The 13,900-nt window shown below is 71.3% G+C and carries 13 protein-coding genes and 1 pseudogene; 3 read left to right on the top strand and 11 right to left on the bottom strand.

The genetic code is table 11. From position 1 onward, the window contains the following. Both HKK72_RS28005 and HKK72_RS28000 read right to left on the bottom strand, forming a co-directional pair. Positions 1–1,089 (bottom strand): annotated as a pseudogene (locus tag HKK72_RS28005) (substrate-binding domain-containing protein); the annotation flags it as partial. A 344-nt stretch (positions 1,090–1,433) separates the two neighbouring features. Next, positions 1,434–2,447: an endonuclease/exonuclease/phosphatase family protein gene (locus tag HKK72_RS28000; protein ID WP_187237432.1), complete on the bottom strand. Its 1,014-nt coding sequence runs from the start codon at positions 2,445–2,447 to the stop codon at positions 1,434–1,436. A gap of 268 nt (positions 2,448–2,715) precedes the next feature. On the opposite strand from HKK72_RS28000, the gene HKK72_RS27995 reads away from it, so the two are divergent. Continuing rightward, entirely contained in the window at positions 2,716–3,528 is an 813-nt protein-coding gene (locus HKK72_RS27995; protein ID WP_187237431.1) for a TrmH family RNA methyltransferase, read from the top strand. A gap of 13 nt (positions 3,529–3,541) precedes the next feature. Here the strand turns inward: HKK72_RS27995 and ptsP are convergent, their stop codons facing one another. The 9 genes from ptsP to HKK72_RS27950 form a co-directional block, all read right to left on the bottom strand. After that, the gene (ptsP, locus tag HKK72_RS27990) at positions 3,542–5,206 is read right to left on the bottom strand and encodes a phosphoenolpyruvate--protein phosphotransferase (protein ID WP_187237430.1); all 1,665 of its coding nucleotides are present in this window, start codon (positions 5,204–5,206) and stop codon (positions 3,542–3,544) included. Then, complete coding sequence (locus HKK72_RS27985; protein WP_187237429.1) at positions 5,199–5,489, bottom strand: HPr family phosphocarrier protein; 291 nt, start codon at positions 5,487–5,489, stop codon at positions 5,199–5,201. Before HKK72_RS27985 ends, ptsP begins: the two co-directional genes overlap by 8 nt. 63 nt (positions 5,490–5,552) lie before the next feature. Beyond that, positions 5,553–6,593 carry a zinc-dependent dehydrogenase gene (locus HKK72_RS27980; RefSeq protein WP_187237428.1) on the bottom strand — a complete coding sequence of 347 codons (1,041 nt, stop codon included), beginning with the start codon at positions 6,591–6,593 and terminating at the stop codon, positions 5,553–5,555. Then, positions 6,590–7,048 carry a PTS sugar transporter subunit IIA gene (locus HKK72_RS27975; RefSeq protein WP_187237427.1) on the bottom strand — a complete coding sequence of 153 codons (459 nt, stop codon included), beginning with the start codon at positions 7,046–7,048 and terminating at the stop codon, positions 6,590–6,592. Before HKK72_RS27975 ends, HKK72_RS27980 begins: the two co-directional genes overlap by 4 nt. Further along, positions 7,041–7,349, bottom strand: coding sequence for a PTS lactose transporter subunit IIB (locus tag HKK72_RS27970; protein ID WP_187237426.1), 309 nt, complete (start codon positions 7,347–7,349; stop codon positions 7,041–7,043). Before HKK72_RS27970 ends, HKK72_RS27975 begins: the two co-directional genes overlap by 8 nt. A 35-nt stretch (positions 7,350–7,384) precedes the next feature. Continuing rightward, positions 7,385–8,635, bottom strand: a complete 1,251-nt coding sequence (gene mtlA, locus HKK72_RS27965) for a PTS mannitol transporter subunit IICB (protein WP_187237425.1) — start codon at positions 8,633–8,635, stop codon at positions 7,385–7,387. Between the two features lie 65 nt (positions 8,636–8,700). Then, the gene (pfkB, locus tag HKK72_RS27960) at positions 8,701–9,639 is read right to left on the bottom strand and encodes a 1-phosphofructokinase (RefSeq protein WP_187237424.1); all 939 of its coding nucleotides are present in this window, start codon (positions 9,637–9,639) and stop codon (positions 8,701–8,703) included. Beyond that, positions 9,636–10,397 (bottom strand): DeoR/GlpR family DNA-binding transcription regulator, encoded by a 762-nt coding sequence (locus tag HKK72_RS27955; RefSeq protein ID WP_187237423.1) that lies wholly within the window; start codon positions 10,395–10,397, stop codon positions 9,636–9,638. The genes pfkB and HKK72_RS27955 overlap by 4 nt, the downstream gene beginning before the upstream one ends. A 675-nt stretch (positions 10,398–11,072) precedes the next feature. Continuing rightward, positions 11,073–12,983 carry a HEAT repeat domain-containing protein gene (locus HKK72_RS27950; protein WP_187237422.1) on the bottom strand — a complete coding sequence of 637 codons (1,911 nt, stop codon included), beginning with the start codon at positions 12,981–12,983 and terminating at the stop codon, positions 11,073–11,075. A gap of 148 nt (positions 12,984–13,131) precedes the next feature. Between HKK72_RS27950 and HKK72_RS40135 the strand changes: the two genes are divergently transcribed. Both HKK72_RS40135 and HKK72_RS40130 read left to right on the top strand, forming a co-directional pair. Continuing rightward, a complete protein-coding gene (locus tag HKK72_RS40135) occupies positions 13,132–13,341 on the top strand; it encodes a hypothetical protein (RefSeq protein WP_222721219.1) in 210 nt (69 codons plus the stop codon). After that, the gene (locus HKK72_RS40130; protein WP_222721218.1) at positions 13,313–13,543 is read left to right on the top strand and encodes a hypothetical protein; all 231 of its coding nucleotides are present in this window, start codon (positions 13,313–13,315) and stop codon (positions 13,541–13,543) included. Before HKK72_RS40135 ends, HKK72_RS40130 begins: the two co-directional genes overlap by 29 nt. Positions 13,544–13,900: the final 357 nt, after the last annotated feature.

The following is a 13,900-nucleotide window of genomic DNA, read 5'->3' as shown; positions in this document are numbered from 1 at the left end:
CATCCCGACGACGACCGGCGACTGCGCGACGCTCGTCCTCGTGACCTGGACGGCCTCGCGGCCCTTGGACGACCCGCGGACGAGGGACGTCCACAGCGACGAGTCCGGTATCCAGACGTCCGGGGGCTGGGTGGCACTGGCCGAGACACCCTGACCCGACAGCAGGGTCGTCACGGCGGCCGGCTCGACGGACTTCACCACGGCCTGGACGCAGTGCCCGTCGGTCTTCCGGTTCTCGTCGTTGAAGCGCGCCACGTTGGCGTTGACCGCCGGGGCGATGTCCGGAGCCGCGGAGACGTTGAGCGTCACCGTGTCATTGCCGCCGCATCCGCCGCCCTCGGCGAACGCGTACACGCCGACGCCGAGCAGGATGGCGAGCCCGACGGCGCCGGCGAGCGGGCCGACGAGCGCCGTGAGGCTGCGGTTCTTGCGCGACCCGCCACCGCCGGCGCCACCGGACCGGCCCCTGCCGCCGCGGCCCCGGCCACCGCCGCCTCGGCCGTCGGCCTGGCCCGGCCCGCTGCCAAGTTCTTCGCGCGAACCCCCGGTGGGGCCAGAACCGCCGTAACGGTCCGAACCGCCGCCGCTGTAACCGCCGCCGTAGCCGCTGTCGCCGTAACCACTGTTGCCGTAACGGCTCGAACCAGCCGCGCCGGCCGCGCCGCCGACCCCCCCGGCCCCGCCGAAGGCGCCGGTGCCGGGCGTGGAACTGCCGTACCGGTCATCGCCGTATCCGCCACCGGCCGCGCTGCTCTCGTATCCGCTGCTCTCGTATCCGCCACCGGCAGCGCCGGCGCCGTAGCCCTGGGAACGGTTGCCTTCGGCGGACGATCCGCGGTCGCGCATTCCCGCGCCGTAGCCGCCCGGGTCGGACGCGCCGGACGCGCCGGAGAAGCCTCCGCTGCCGTAGCCGCCTGGATCGGACGCGCCGGAGAAGCCTCCGCTGCCGTAGCCGCCAGGGTCGGACGCGCCGGAGAAGCCTCCGCTGCCGTAGCCGCCTGGATCGGACGCGCCGGAGAACCCGCCCGCGCCATAGGGCGGCTCGGGGCTCGGAACCGGCGGTGCCGGCCAGCTTTCCGCTCCTGGCATCTCCTGCCCGGGCTCGCCCGGGGCGCCTGAGCCCGGACCGCTCGAACCCGGACCTGCTGAACCCGAACCGGGGCCGCCCGGGCCTTCCGAAGCGGGACTGCGACGCGGATGGAACCAGTCCGTTCGGCCGCTGCCGCCGGGGCCGCCCGGCGAACTCTCCGGGCCGAAGACGTAGGGCGCGGCGGGGTCGTAGCCACCGTCGCCAGGCATGTCGCCTGGAGGATCATTCCGATGACTTCCGCTCACGACCGTCCTCTTTCACCCGAATCTGTTTCACGTTTCCTGGGCACTGTAGCCCCACCGGCGATCCGTTACAAAGGCGCCGAAATACTCGATATGGCAGGTCACGAACCAGGAAGTCGCAGATCCGCGAAGAGAGCGCGGTGGTCGCTGCCTGGCACGGAGAAGACCTCGACCCGCCGAACGGCGACCTGACGGCTCACGAGTACGTGGTCGATGGTGAGGGCGGGCTCACGTCGTTCGGTGCCCCATGTCGGGACCAGACCTTTGCCCACCCGGTCGGCGGCGTCGGCGTATCCGCGGTCGAGAATCGATCGGAACCGCGCGTGGTCGAGCGTGGCGTTGAAGTCGCCGGCGACCACCTTCGCCGGCCCGTCGCGGTCGGCGGCGGGCAGCGCCGCCAGGTCGTGGTTCCATTTCCGTGCCATGGCGCCGGACAGGGGCGGGAGCGGATGGACGGCGGTCACCTCGGCCGTGACCCCGCCGGGTAGTGTGAGTTCCGCCCGGGGCATCGTGTACGTGGTGCCGGCCACGGGTGGAAGGGCGCGCAGCGGGTGACGGGAGTAGATCCCGATGCCGGTGGTGCCGTCACGGTCGTCCAGCACCCTGTGGGGCAGCAGCCGCTTCAGCCCGGCCCGTTCCAGCCGCCGCACCGCGGCCGGCGTGAGTTCCTGGACGCTGAGCACGTCCGTGCCGGTGCGCCGCACCAGTTCGACGAGTGTCGCCGCGTCGCCCTGGCCGAACTGCAGGTTGGACGACAGCATCCGCAGGGCCGGGCCGGTCGCGGCCGGCTGGCCGGAGCCGAACGCACGGGGCACGACGGCCACGACCAGGCCCGCGGCGACGACCACCGCGACCGAGGCCGCCCACCACCGGCGCAGCGCCACCGCACAGATGATCGGGATGGGCGCGACGGCGGTGACGTACGGAGTGAACGAGAGAAGCGCCACCATCGGCGCTCCGGCGGCCGGCAGCCCGTCCAGGCCGGCGAGCCTGGCCGTGGCCCACACCCCCCAGGAGCCCACGACCGTCCAGGCCAGGACCGAACGCAGGCGGTCGCCCCTCCGCCGCGACGCCCCCGGCTCCCCGCTCGGACCGGCTGTGATCGGCTCTGCCACGAACTCCCCGTTCGTCCGTGGACGGTTTCGCCCGTCCCGGCGTACTTCTCCTCAAGTCAGACGATTCGCCGCCGCCCTGAGTTGCCTGGGCGCCCGTGGGGCCCGCCCATGGCAGGACGTCGGGCGGCGCAGGGCGGTCGGCCTGCCGGCCGCATGGCCCGATTGTTCCCCACCCGGGCCTGATGATCGGTGATCTATGTGGGTGTCGCAGGGGACAACTGCGTGAACACGTTGCGCGCCGGCTCTGGGCACGCTGCAGACTGGGGGAATGGCTCATCTCCTCCCGCTGGCCGATCCGGCCGACCCGCGACTCGCCGACTTCGTGCACCTGCGGGACGTGCAGTTGCGCAAGAGCCTGGAGGCCGAGCACGGGCTGTTCATCGCCGAGGGTGAGAAGGTCATCCGCCGTGCCGTCGAGACCGGTCATCCCGTCAGGTCGTTCCTCATGGCGGAGCGTTGGCTCTCGTCGCTGTCGGATGTCCTGGATCGGGTCGACGCGCCCGTGTACGTGGTCGACGACGCGACGGCCGAGGCGGTGACCGGCTACCCGGTGCACCGCGGCGCCCTCGCGGCGATGGGCAGGCTGCCGCTGCCGGCCGTCGCCGACGTGGTGAGGCACGCCCGGCGGGTTCTCGTGCTCGAGGATCTGGTCGACCACGGGAACGTCGGCGCGATCTTCAGATGCGGCGCGGCACTCGGCGTGCAGGCCGTGATCCTCTCGCCCCGGTGCGCGGACCCGCTGTACCGCAGGGCCGTCAAGGTCTCGATGGGCGCGGTCTTCGCGGTCCCTTACGCGCGCATGACCGACTGGCACGGCGGGCTCGCCGAGCTTCGCGCCGCGGGCTTCCGGCTGCTCGCCCTCACCCCGGACCAGTCCGCGACACCTATAGATAAGGCGCCGATGGGTGACCGTGCCGCCCTGCTGCTCGGGTCCGAGGGCGACGGGCTCTCCTCGCGCTGGCTGCGCGAGGCCGACGAGGCCGTGTGCATCCCCATGAGCTCCGACGCGATGGCGCTCGGGGTGGACTCGCTCAACGTGGTGGCGGCGGCCGCGATCGCCTGCCACAGCCTGGTCCGCTGAAGCGCACGGCCGATCAGCCGGCGGCGAGGGCGGCCGTGCGCGCGGCGGCGGCGTCGCCGGTGTCCAGGGCGGCGTCGGCCATGCGCCCGCAGGCCGCCATGTCATGTTCGGCGAGAGTGGCGCGCACCGCGGCCACACCGCGCTGCGCCATGGACAGTTTGCCGATGCCCAGCCCGACCAGCACGGGGGCGAGCAGCGGGTCGCCGGCCGCCTCGCCGCACACGCTCACCGGCTTGCCCCTGACGCGACCGGCGTCCGCGCACCGCCCGATGAGCTGGAGCAGAGCCGGCTGCCAGGGATCGAGCAGGTCCGGCAGGTCTCCGTTCTGCCGGTCCACCGCGAGCGTGTACTGCGCGAGGTCGTTGGTGCCGATGCTGAGGAAGTCGGCGTACTCGAGCAGCCGGTCGGCGTGCAATGCGGCGGCGGGCACCTCGACCATCACGCCGACCTGGCCGAGCCCGTGTCCGCGCGCCCGTTCGACGAAGTCGGCCGCCTCTGCGGCCGTGGCCACCATGGGCGCCATGACCTCGACCCGCGCATCGGTCTGCGCGGCCGCCTCGGCGATCGCCGCGAGCTGCACGTCGAGCGTCTGCGGCCGGACCCGCGCGACGCGCAGGCCGCGCATGCCGAGAGCGGGATTGGGTTCTTCGGGCAGGCCCAGGAAGGGCAGCGGCTTGTCGGCGCCGGCGTCGAGCGTCCGTACGACGACGGGGAGCGATCCGGCGGCGCGGAACACCTCGGCGTAGGCGAGCACCTGTTCGTCGAACGTGGGCTCCTTCTCCCGGTCGAGGAACAGGAACTCAGTGCGGAAGAGCCCCACTCCGGCGACCCCCGACACCTCCACCGGCTCGACCCCGGCGAGGTCGGCCGCCGAGCCGATATTGACCAGCAGGTCCACCGGCCGCCCGTCGGCGGTACGCCCGGGGCCCCGCCCACCGCCGGCGTCCTGACGCTTCGCGACCTGTGCCAGGATCTCGGCGACGTCGTCCTGGCCGACCCCGACGTGCACCTCGCCGGTCGTGCCGTTCACCGTCGCGAGGTCGTCATCGGGCCTGCCCAGGATTCCGCGGCAGCCCACCACGGCGGGTATGCCGACTGACCTGGCGATGATCGCGGTGTGGCTGGTGGGCCCGCCGCGCTCGGTGACGAGCGCCAGTACGGTCGCGGGATCCAGGCCGGCGGTGTCGGCCGGAGCCAGGTCGTCGGCGACCAGGATGAACCGATGGCCCGGGGCCGGAACGCCGGGCGCCGGGCGGCCCAGCGCGACGGCGAGCGCCCGCCCGGCGAGGTCGTCGAGGTCGCCGATCCGTTCGGCGAAGAGGCCGCCGATGGCCTCCAGCGCCGCGCGGTGCTCGTCGAACGCCTCCCGGATGGCGTGCGGGGCGTCCGTACCGCTCCGGATCCGCTCGATCACGTCGTCCTCGAGCACGGGGTCGGCCGCGAGCGCCACCTGCGCGTGGAGGATGTCGGCGGTGGTGGCGTCGGCGGTCGCGTCCGCCCGTTCCCGCAGATCCCGCTGTACGGACGCCAGCGCGCGGACGGCCAGGTCGACCTCGGGCTCGATCTCGGCGTCGGCGAGCGTACGCGGTGGCGGGAGCTCGAGCGGCGGCGCCATGCGCAGGATGGGGCCCGCGGTCAGCCCGGGGCCGACCCCGATGCCGCGCAGGACCTCAGACATCACTCCCCTCCGGCGTCTCGGCGTCGAGATCCTGGGCGAGCAGCTCGGCCAGTGCCGTGAGCGATTCCTCGGCGTGCTCTCCCTCGGCGCTCAGGGTGACCTCGGTGCCTTTGACCGCGCCGAGCGACAGCACGGACAGGATGCTCTTGGCGGGCACCGGTTTCTTGTCCCCGACCGCGATGAGCACCGCGGCCGGCTGCCGTGCCGCGGCCTGGACGAAGAGGTTCGCGGGACGTGCGTGCAGGCCGCCGGACGAGCCGACGACGACTTTCCGTTCGGGCATGAGCGTCCTTCCAGGGGAGCGGCGGATCGTTCCATGGGAGCGGAGGATCGGCGGATCGGGGGTCTAGGGCTCGACGGTGACCTTCACCGCGTCACCGCGGGCGACGATGTCGATCGCGTCGAGGACGGAGCCGAGCGGCCGCCGGTGGGTGATGAGGTCGTCGACCGGCACCTGCCCGGTGGCGATGAGCTCCAGGGCCCGGGTGTTGTGGGCCGGGGTGGAACCGTTGGCGCCGACGATGGTGAGCTCGCGGTAGTGCACCAGGTTCGAGTCGCAGGCGATGATCGGGTTGTCCTTCGGCAGCCCGCCGAAGAAGCTGATCCGGCCCTGCCGGGCCGCCATCCGGATGGCCTGCTCCTGTGCGGCCGCGGCCGCCGCCGCCGTGATGACCACGTCCGGGCCGTGCCCGTCGGTCAGGTCGAGTGCCGCCTGCACGATGTCGGTCTCGGCGGAGCAGATCACGGCGTCCGGCTTGACCAGGGCCGCGGCCTGGTCGAGACGGGCCCGGTTGAGGTCGGCGAGGAACACCCGCCGGGCACCGTTCGCCCGTGCCATGCGCACGTGCAGGCAGCCGATCGGCCCCGACCCGATGACCATCACGTCGTCGCCGTCCCCGACCCGGGCCAGCTCCTGGCCGTTCAGGACGCAGGCGAGCGGCTCGGCCACCGACGCCTCGGCGAACGACACCCCGGCGGGGATCCGGTTGACGCCGTCCACGGCGAGGACCTTCGCAGGGACGATCATGTACTCGGCGAAGCCGCCGTCGTAGTGGTAGCCGATCGACTCCTGGAACGCGCAGACGGTCATGCGGCCCCGGGTGCAGTCGCGGCACGTCCCGCACGGAATCGCGGCGATCACCTGTACCGGGTCGCCGGACGCCCAGCCCGTGACGCCCTCGCCGACGTCCACGATCTCGCCGGCCACCTCGTGCCCCATGACGCGCGGTGGGACGATGTGGTGGTGGCCGAACCGGGAGATCTTCACGTCGGTGCCGCACGTGGAGCAGTTGCGGACCCGGATCTTCAGTTCGCCCGGGGCGGGACTCGGCTCGGGGGCGTCCTCGAGCCGGATGTCACCAGGAGCGTAGAAACGAGCGACCTTCATGATGCCGGGGCACCTTCCGTGGGTTGGAGGAGACTGAAGATCTCCTCGTTGGTCGTGGCCTCGCGCAGCGCGCGGGCCCGTTCGGGATCCAGCAGGACCTCCGCGAGTTCGGCGAGCACCGCGACATGACCGTCGCCGCGGGCGGCGATGGCGATGCAGACCGAGACCGTCTCGCCGTTCCAGTCCACTCCGCCGGGGAAGCGGAGTACGGCGAGGGCGTCGCGTACGACGGAGTCCTTGCCCGCCGTGGTGCCGTGCGGGATGGCGACGCCCTCGCCCAGGTAGGTCGGCACCGACCGCTCGCGGGCGAGCATGGTGTCGACGTACGGAGCCTGTACGGCGCCGATGTCGACGAGCGCTTGCCCGCACTGCCGAATCGCGTCGTCACGGTCGGCGGCCACCGCGTCGAGGCGGACGGCCCTGGGGTCCAGCAGGCCGGTCAGCCCGTCAGACATCGAGGTCGCCGCCCTCTTTGATGATGGTCACGAGCCGCTTGACCGCCGGGTCGCCGAGGAAGACCTCGAAGGGCACGACAGGAATCCCGGGCGCCGCCTGCCGGGCACGGGCCGCAAGCTCGGTGTGGGTGACCACGACGTCGGCGTCCGCCGGGATCGAGGCGACCGGTGTGTGGCTCACCTCGACCGGGAACTTCTTCAGCTCCTTGCGGAGCTGGGAGGCCAGCATGACGCTGCTGCCCATCCCGGCGTCGCAGGCGACGATCAGCTTGTGGATGTCCTTGCCGTTGATGACGGCCATCTGTGATCACTCCTTGGGAGACACGGATTTGCGGTTCAGGCCGGACCGGCGGACTCGGCCGGGGGCCCGGCGGCCTTTGCGCGATCGCCGGACCGGGCCCCGGTCTTCTCGGCCGGGGTCTCGACGGGGGTCTCGGTGAGGGTCTTGGTGGAGGTCTCGCTCTCGCGCGCCGGACGGTCGCCGGCCTCGTTCTCGCCCTCGGGGGCGTCGTCGCCGGTGTCTTCGACCGTACGGTCCTCGGCGAGTTTGCCGAACCCGAGCAGCGCCGACCCGACGCCGAACGACACGGCCGCGGAGGCCAGCACCCCGGCGTACACGCCGAACCAGCTGTCCTTGGGGGTCTGCGCGATGTAGGCGAAGATGCTGCCCGGTGCCGGTGGGGCGACCAGGCCGGCGCCGGTGGCCAGGAAGATCGCGATACCGGTGGCGCCTCCGGCGATGGCGGCCAGGATCATCCGCGGCTTCATCAGGATGTACGGGAAGTAGATCTCGTGGATGCCGCCGAAGAACTGGATGATGATCGCCGCCGGGGCGGTCGCCCGGAGCCGCCGGGGGCCGAAGAACAGGTACGCGAGGAGCACGCCCAGGCCCGGCCCGGGGTTGGTCTCCAGCATGAACATGATCGACTTACCGGCCTCGGCCGCCTGCTGAACGCCCAGCGGGCTGAGCACGCCGTGGTTGATGGCGTTGTTGAGGAACAGCACCTTGGCCGGCTCGATGAGGACCGACGCGAGCGGCATGATGTCGTGATCGATCAGCCAGTCGACGCCGTTGCCCGCGGCGTCGGTGAAGGTCCGTACCACCGGGCCGATGGCCTTCATCCCGGCCACGGCCATCAGCATGCCGAGGATGCCGGCCGAGAAGTTGTCCACGAGCATCTCGAAGCCGGGGCGCACCCGGTCCTCAATGAGGCCGTCGAACAGCTTCATCAGATACGCGGCGAGCGGTCCGATGATCATGGCGCCGAGGAACATCGGCACTTCGGACCCGACGACCACGCCCATCGTGGCGACGGCGCCGACCACGGCGCCACGCTGGCCGTGCACCATCCGCCCGCCCGTGTAGCCGATCAGTACGGGGAGCAGCACCTTGACCATCGGGTCGACGAGCTCGGCGAGCTCTTTGTTCGGGAGCCAGCCGGTCGGGATGAACAGGGCGGTGATGAGGCCCCACGCGATGAATGCCCCGATGTTGGGCATCACCATCCCGGCGAGGTGGGCGCCCATGCGCTGGACATTGGCCTTGAGCCCGCTGCCGGTGGGCTGCGGAGTGTAAGTGGTTGCCATGAGCGACCTCCTGGCGGTCCTGGCTGAGGGGGTTGGGTCGATCGGTGGGCGGGGTGGGCTGCCGGTCAGGTGAGCAGCGGCCGGCGGGGGTCCGGCCGGTGGTGGATCTGAACGTCGTCGCGCCGGATGTCCCGAGGGAGCGGCATCCGGCTGTCGGGCATGCGTACGGCGGCGGCGCCCCACGCCAGCCCCTCCGCGAGGGCGGTGACGCCTCGCGCTCCGGCCCGGAGGAATCCGGCCAGCAGCGCGTCGCCCGCGCCCACGGTGTTCTTCGGCGCGGCGACATGGGCTTCGCCGGTGACGACCCCGTCCGGGCCGACGAGGACGGCGCCTGACGCGCCCAGGCTGGCCAGCACCGTCTGAGCGCCCTGGTCGCGGAGCTCCTCGGCCGCCTCGATGGCGTCCGCCACGGACTCGATCGGCCGTCCGACGGCCTCGGCCAGCTCCTCCCGATTGGGCTTGATCAGGGTGGGCCGGGCCTCGACCGCCTCCAGCAGGGGCGGGCCGCTGCTGTCGATGGCCACGTGCACTCCGGCGTCGGCGCAGGACTTGCACAGTTCCGCGTAGAAGCCGCTGGGCACACCGGGCGGCAGGCTGCCGCAGGCCACCACCCATGAGGCGGTCTCGGCCTCGGCGAGCACCACCTCGGCGATCCGGTCCAGCTCCGTACGGGAGAGCGGTCCACCGGGCTCGTTGAGCTTGGTGACCACCCCGTCGGGCTCGACGATGGTCACGTTCGACCGGGTGCGTCCACCGACCTCGACGGCGTGGAGCGGTATCTCGTCGGCTTCGAGCAGCCGGACCAGCTGGTCGCCGTCGGAACCGCCGACCGTGATGACGGCCCGGGTCGCGATGCCGCCCGCGAGCAGCGCCCGCGAGACGTTGACCCCCTTGCCGCCCGGGTCGAGCCGGGCCGACCTCGCACGGATCATGGCACCGGGGACGAGCCGGTCGACCTCGATCGTCCGATCGAGGCTGGGGTTGAGCGTCACGGTGAGGATCACGCGCTGACCACCCTCAGGCCGATCTGCTCGAAGTCGTCGACCAGGTCGGAGTGCAGGCCGGTGTCGGTGACGAGCGTGTCGATGTCGCCCACCGTGGCGAACCGGGCGAAGTAGTCGTTGCCGACCTTGGTGTGGTCGGCCAGCACCACGGCGCGGCGAGCGGAGGCGATCATCGCCCGCTTCACCGAGGCCTCCGCCGGGTCCGGAGTGGTGAAGCCGCATTCGACGGACAGCCCGTTGGCGCCCATGAACGCGACGTCGACGTGGATCTGGGACAGCATCTGCAGGTTCCAGTCGTCGACGGTCGCCAGCGTGCGCGGGCGGACCCTGCCGCCCAGCATGATGACCGTGAGGTTCGGGCGGGTCGCCAGCGAGACCGCGAGCGGCGGGGCGTTGACCACCACGGTCAGTTCGCGCTCCATCGGCAGCAGGTTGGCCAGCCGCTCGGTCGTGGATCCCGCGTCAATGATGATCGCGCCGTCCTCTGGCAGCTCGGCCAGCGCGGCCTTGGCTATGCGCTCCTTCTCCTGGGTCATCACCGCGTCCCGTGCGGCGAGCGCCGGCTCGAAGCCGAGCCGCTCGACCGGGATCGCGCCGCCGTGCACCCGCCGGATCACGCCGGCTCGCTCGAGCGTCGTCAGGTCCCGGCGAATCGTCTCGCTGGTGACGGACAGCTCGTCTGCCAGGCGGACGACGTCGACGCGTCCGGCCTCTCTGGCCTGGCGCAGGATCTCCTGCTGCCGCTCCTCCGCGAACAATGTTGTTTCACCGCCGATTCATCTGTGTTTCACTGTGTTTACGCCTCCAAGTGTTGACTCGTCAAGAGTTCCGGGCATCGGAAATCGCCCGAACCACAGGAATCCGGTTATCTCGACCTCTCGGCTGGCATGGACAGCGGTGGCGCGGGTCGGCGGGACCCCCATCGAGGCAGCATGCGCCCGTGCGCCCGTGTGCCGTGTGCCCGGTTCGGCTGTGCTGCCAGGGCGAATCGAAGACAGAGCGGCGTTTGGCGTCGGCATACGCACCACCGAAAGCCCGCCCGGTGGTGCAGATGCCGACATCGAAGGCGATTCGGCCCATCGGGCTGGTGAGACTCCCGCGTCGTGATCTTGATTTGCGGTTGTCCGCGGGCGAAAGCCTCAAACGCTCACTGGCGCCGTGATCACGCCGTGGCTCGGAGAGCGGTGTGTTCGGTGGCCGTCCAGGGGGCCACCGAACACACCGTTGACGGTTCCCGACCGGCTGAGACCCGCGCGCCATTCCCCGTCGTGATCATGCAGTTGTTCGCGGCCTGTCCGGCGGTTTCAAGATCGCCGTGGTGATGCCTCTCCAGCAACCCTCGCGGTGATCCGAGTGGCCATGAGACGAAGGATCACGCCGCACCATGGCGTGGTCTGGGCCGGTCGTATGAGCCGCTGGTCAGGCAGGCACGCTCATTCGAGGTGGGAGAGCAGGTCGCGGGCGAGATCGGCGAGGACGTCGTCGTCGTGTGGCGTCCCGTCGTTCGACCCGTCGTGGAGGAGGCGGCGCGGTGACTCGGCCAGCCGGCGCAGCGTCGGCTCCAGCGACACCGGAGCCGACCCCAGGTTGGCGAGTCCGCGCAGCGCCTTCAGTCCCGACGGGGTGGCGTCGACCTCGGCGGCGATGACCTCGGTCGCCGTCGTGACACCCATCCGCCGGAGCTCGATGGCGGCGCTCACCCGCACCCAGCCGGTCTCCGCCGTGAGCAGGGGCTCGAGGTGGGGGAGGAGCGGCGCCCCGTTAGGACCGAGGTGCCCGACGTCGTCGATCACCCAGTGGTGGGGCTTGGCCATGGCCAGCAGGTCGCCGAAGACCTCCAGGGCGATCACCGGATCACCGGTGATCCGGTAATGGGCGAGTGCCGCGCGCGAGCGCAGTGCTGGGCTCGCGGTCGGAGAGGTCCGCGGACGCCACAGCCGGAGTTGACGCTTCGGCCGGCAGATCTCGGCGAGCGCCGGTGCCGCCTGGGCGGCGGGGGGCCCGAGCTCGCCGAGCGTCGTGCACACCGCCAACTCGGCCTTGCGCTCGTGCAGCATCGCGAGCAGCTCGGGTACTGCGGCGAGGGCGGCCTGGCCCAAACCCGGCAGCCCTTGGACCAGCGCGATGAGCAGGTTGTTACCGCCCACCGAATGCCCGTCGATGTCGCGTAGCCGCGGCAGCAGAAGGGGCATGAGTGCGGACGCCCGTTCGCCGAACTCGGCCATGACGGCTTTCAGCGCGTGACCTGGCGGTTCGGTCATGGCGAGCGCCCGCTCCGCCAGCGTCAGGCAGGACGGATCGTGGAAACGGGCGAGCGCCGGCAGCACTGCCGCAGTGTGATCGTCGGCGAAGGCACGGATCCGCTCCAGAGTCACTTCGTCCGGCTCGTCGATCCTGGTGGCGAGCCGGGCCGTCCGAAGCAAGGTGTTGTCGAGGTATTGCGGGTCGGTCTCGTGCGGCAGATGCGCGACCAGCACCGGCAGGCACCCGGCCTCCTGGCCACGCCACTTCTCGACCACATCCCAGGCCTGCCATGAGGCCTCTCGTGTCCTGACCCCGAGACCTGCGAGGCGGGAGGCCACGGCGAGCGCGGCGGCCGGGTCCTCTGCCAGGGCATCGCCGAGCAGCGGGTCGCCCGTCGTCTCGCCCGGCCACGGCATGTCGAACCCGCCGTCACCGTCGATGGCGTACGCGTCCGCGAGCGCATCCACCACGTCCGATGGGAACGGCGGCGCCGTGCGGCTCAGCAGGGCGATCGCCGAGGCGATGCGCACCGCGGGTGCCGGATCGTCGAGGCCGGTACGGTGACGGCGCTCCGCGGAGTCCAGGTCGGGGTCGACCCGCGCCAAGGTGGTCATCAGGTCCGCGCGCATCTGGCCGTCTGGATCGGCGGCCATCCGCTCGAGCAACAGCGGCAGGTGAGAGAAGACCGCCTCGGGGACTGTGATCAGCACGCGCAGGAGAGCACGGCGCACGTCCCGATCGGGATCGTCCAGCAAGGGCAGCAGGCCGGGGATCGCGTCGGCGACCGCGGCGCGCACGCGCGTGATACTCGCGCCGCCGTCGATGTCGTGGCCGTTCGCCATCTCCGACAGGAGCATGAGAACGTAGTCGCGCTGGAGGGGAGCGTGCACGGCCAGCTGGGCAAGGAAGGGCACCGCCGGGGCGGAGGCCGGGTAGACGGTCCCCTGGTGATGGATGGTGCCGAACAGCGCGTCGATGGCCTCGTCGCGGACCTCGTCGTCCTCGGACGCCGCGCCGCGGAGCAGATCGGGTACGTCGTCGGCCGAGCCGTAGGCGTGTTCCAGATCCGCCCAGTCGACAGTGTCGAGACCTTCCAGCACCGCATCCTCCGACCTGCATGTGGCAGCCACTCCGCAGCAGTCACTCTATGACCTGGTTTGACGGTTTGATCACGTTCAACGGCTACGGGGATCCGCTCTCCGAGAAGGTGCTCGACGTGCCGTGCCGCCGACCGTCAGGCTGGGGATCATGACGCCACCGGCCGCGTACGACGAGCACGCCGACTGGTACGAGGACTACCTCAGCGGCCCGGCGGCGGAGTACACCGGCCGGGTGGACCGGATGCTCACCGACCTGCTGAGCCGCGGCGAGGGTAGGTGTGCATCCGTGCTTCTGCGGCGCGTTCGCGGATCGAACCCAGCCCGGGCAGGTGGTGCTGGGGGCCGGCCACGGCTCTAGGGAGAAGACCTTCGGCGGCTGGTCGAAGCACGGAGTCAGAGGCCGGCTCGGAGCTCATCATCTGCCGCTCGAAGACCTCGTCACCGCGACGCTGTTGGCGGGTCTGGTGCTGATCCGCCTCATGGAGGACGGACGCTGGGACATCCCCGACATGCTGGGCATAGAGGCCTACAAACCCACCCGCCCCATCCCCCCGCCGTGATCTTGCAGATGTTCGCGGTGCGCCCGTGATCCGGGGCGCGCGCGAAACTCGCAAGCTGTCTTGGCCGCCGGCGCGGCGTCCTGGTGGCCAGGAACTCGAGCTGTTCCAAGCAAGATCACGGCGATTGGGGGTAAGTGTGCCGCATGTGGCCGAGGTGAGAGATGAGCCGCCGAGGCAGTTACCCTATGACCTGATTTGACGGTTTAGTCACGTTCAATGACTACGGGGGTGCGCAGTGTTGTCGACCACGACGGGTGGGCCTGCATACCTGTTCCCCCACGTACAAGGCCGCCTGGGGCGACCCGTGGACAACCGCCGCTGGACGCTTGTCTCATTGGCGCCTGGGGGGCGAAATGG

Origin of the sequence: Actinomadura sp. HBU206391 (assembly GCF_014323665.1) — a bacterium.
In the GTDB taxonomy this organism is placed as follows: domain Bacteria; phylum Actinomycetota; class Actinomycetes; order Streptosporangiales; family Streptosporangiaceae; genus Actinomadura_C.
Note: the sequence above shows the minus strand (reverse complement) of the source record. Positions and strands in the feature narration are given on the sequence as shown.

Bases quoted from the DNA above. Each gene is read 5' to 3' on its own strand.
- mtlA (WP_187237425.1), bottom strand. From the start codon at position 8,635: ATGGCAACCACTTACACTCCGCAGCCCACCGGCAGCGGGCTCAAGGCC.
- HKK72_RS27985 (WP_187237429.1), bottom strand. From the start codon at position 5,489: ATGCCCGAACGGAAAGTCGTCGTCGGCTCGTCCGGCGGCCTGCACGCA.
- HKK72_RS27975 (WP_187237427.1), bottom strand. From the start codon at position 7,048: ATGTCTGACGGGCTGACCGGCCTGCTGGACCCCAGGGCCGTCCGCCTC.
- HKK72_RS27995 (WP_187237431.1), top strand. From the start codon at position 2,716: ATGGCTCATCTCCTCCCGCTGGCCGATCCGGCCGACCCGCGACTCGCC.
- ptsP (WP_187237430.1), bottom strand. From the start codon at position 5,206: ATGTCTGAGGTCCTGCGCGGCATCGGGGTCGGCCCCGGGCTGACCGCG.
- HKK72_RS27970 (WP_187237426.1), bottom strand. From the start codon at position 7,349: ATGGCCGTCATCAACGGCAAGGACATCCACAAGCTGATCGTCGCCTGC.
- HKK72_RS27980 (WP_187237428.1), bottom strand. From the start codon at position 6,593: ATGAAGGTCGCTCGTTTCTACGCTCCTGGTGACATCCGGCTCGAGGAC.
- HKK72_RS40135 (WP_222721219.1), top strand. From the start codon at position 13,132: ATGACGCCACCGGCCGCGTACGACGAGCACGCCGACTGGTACGAGGAC.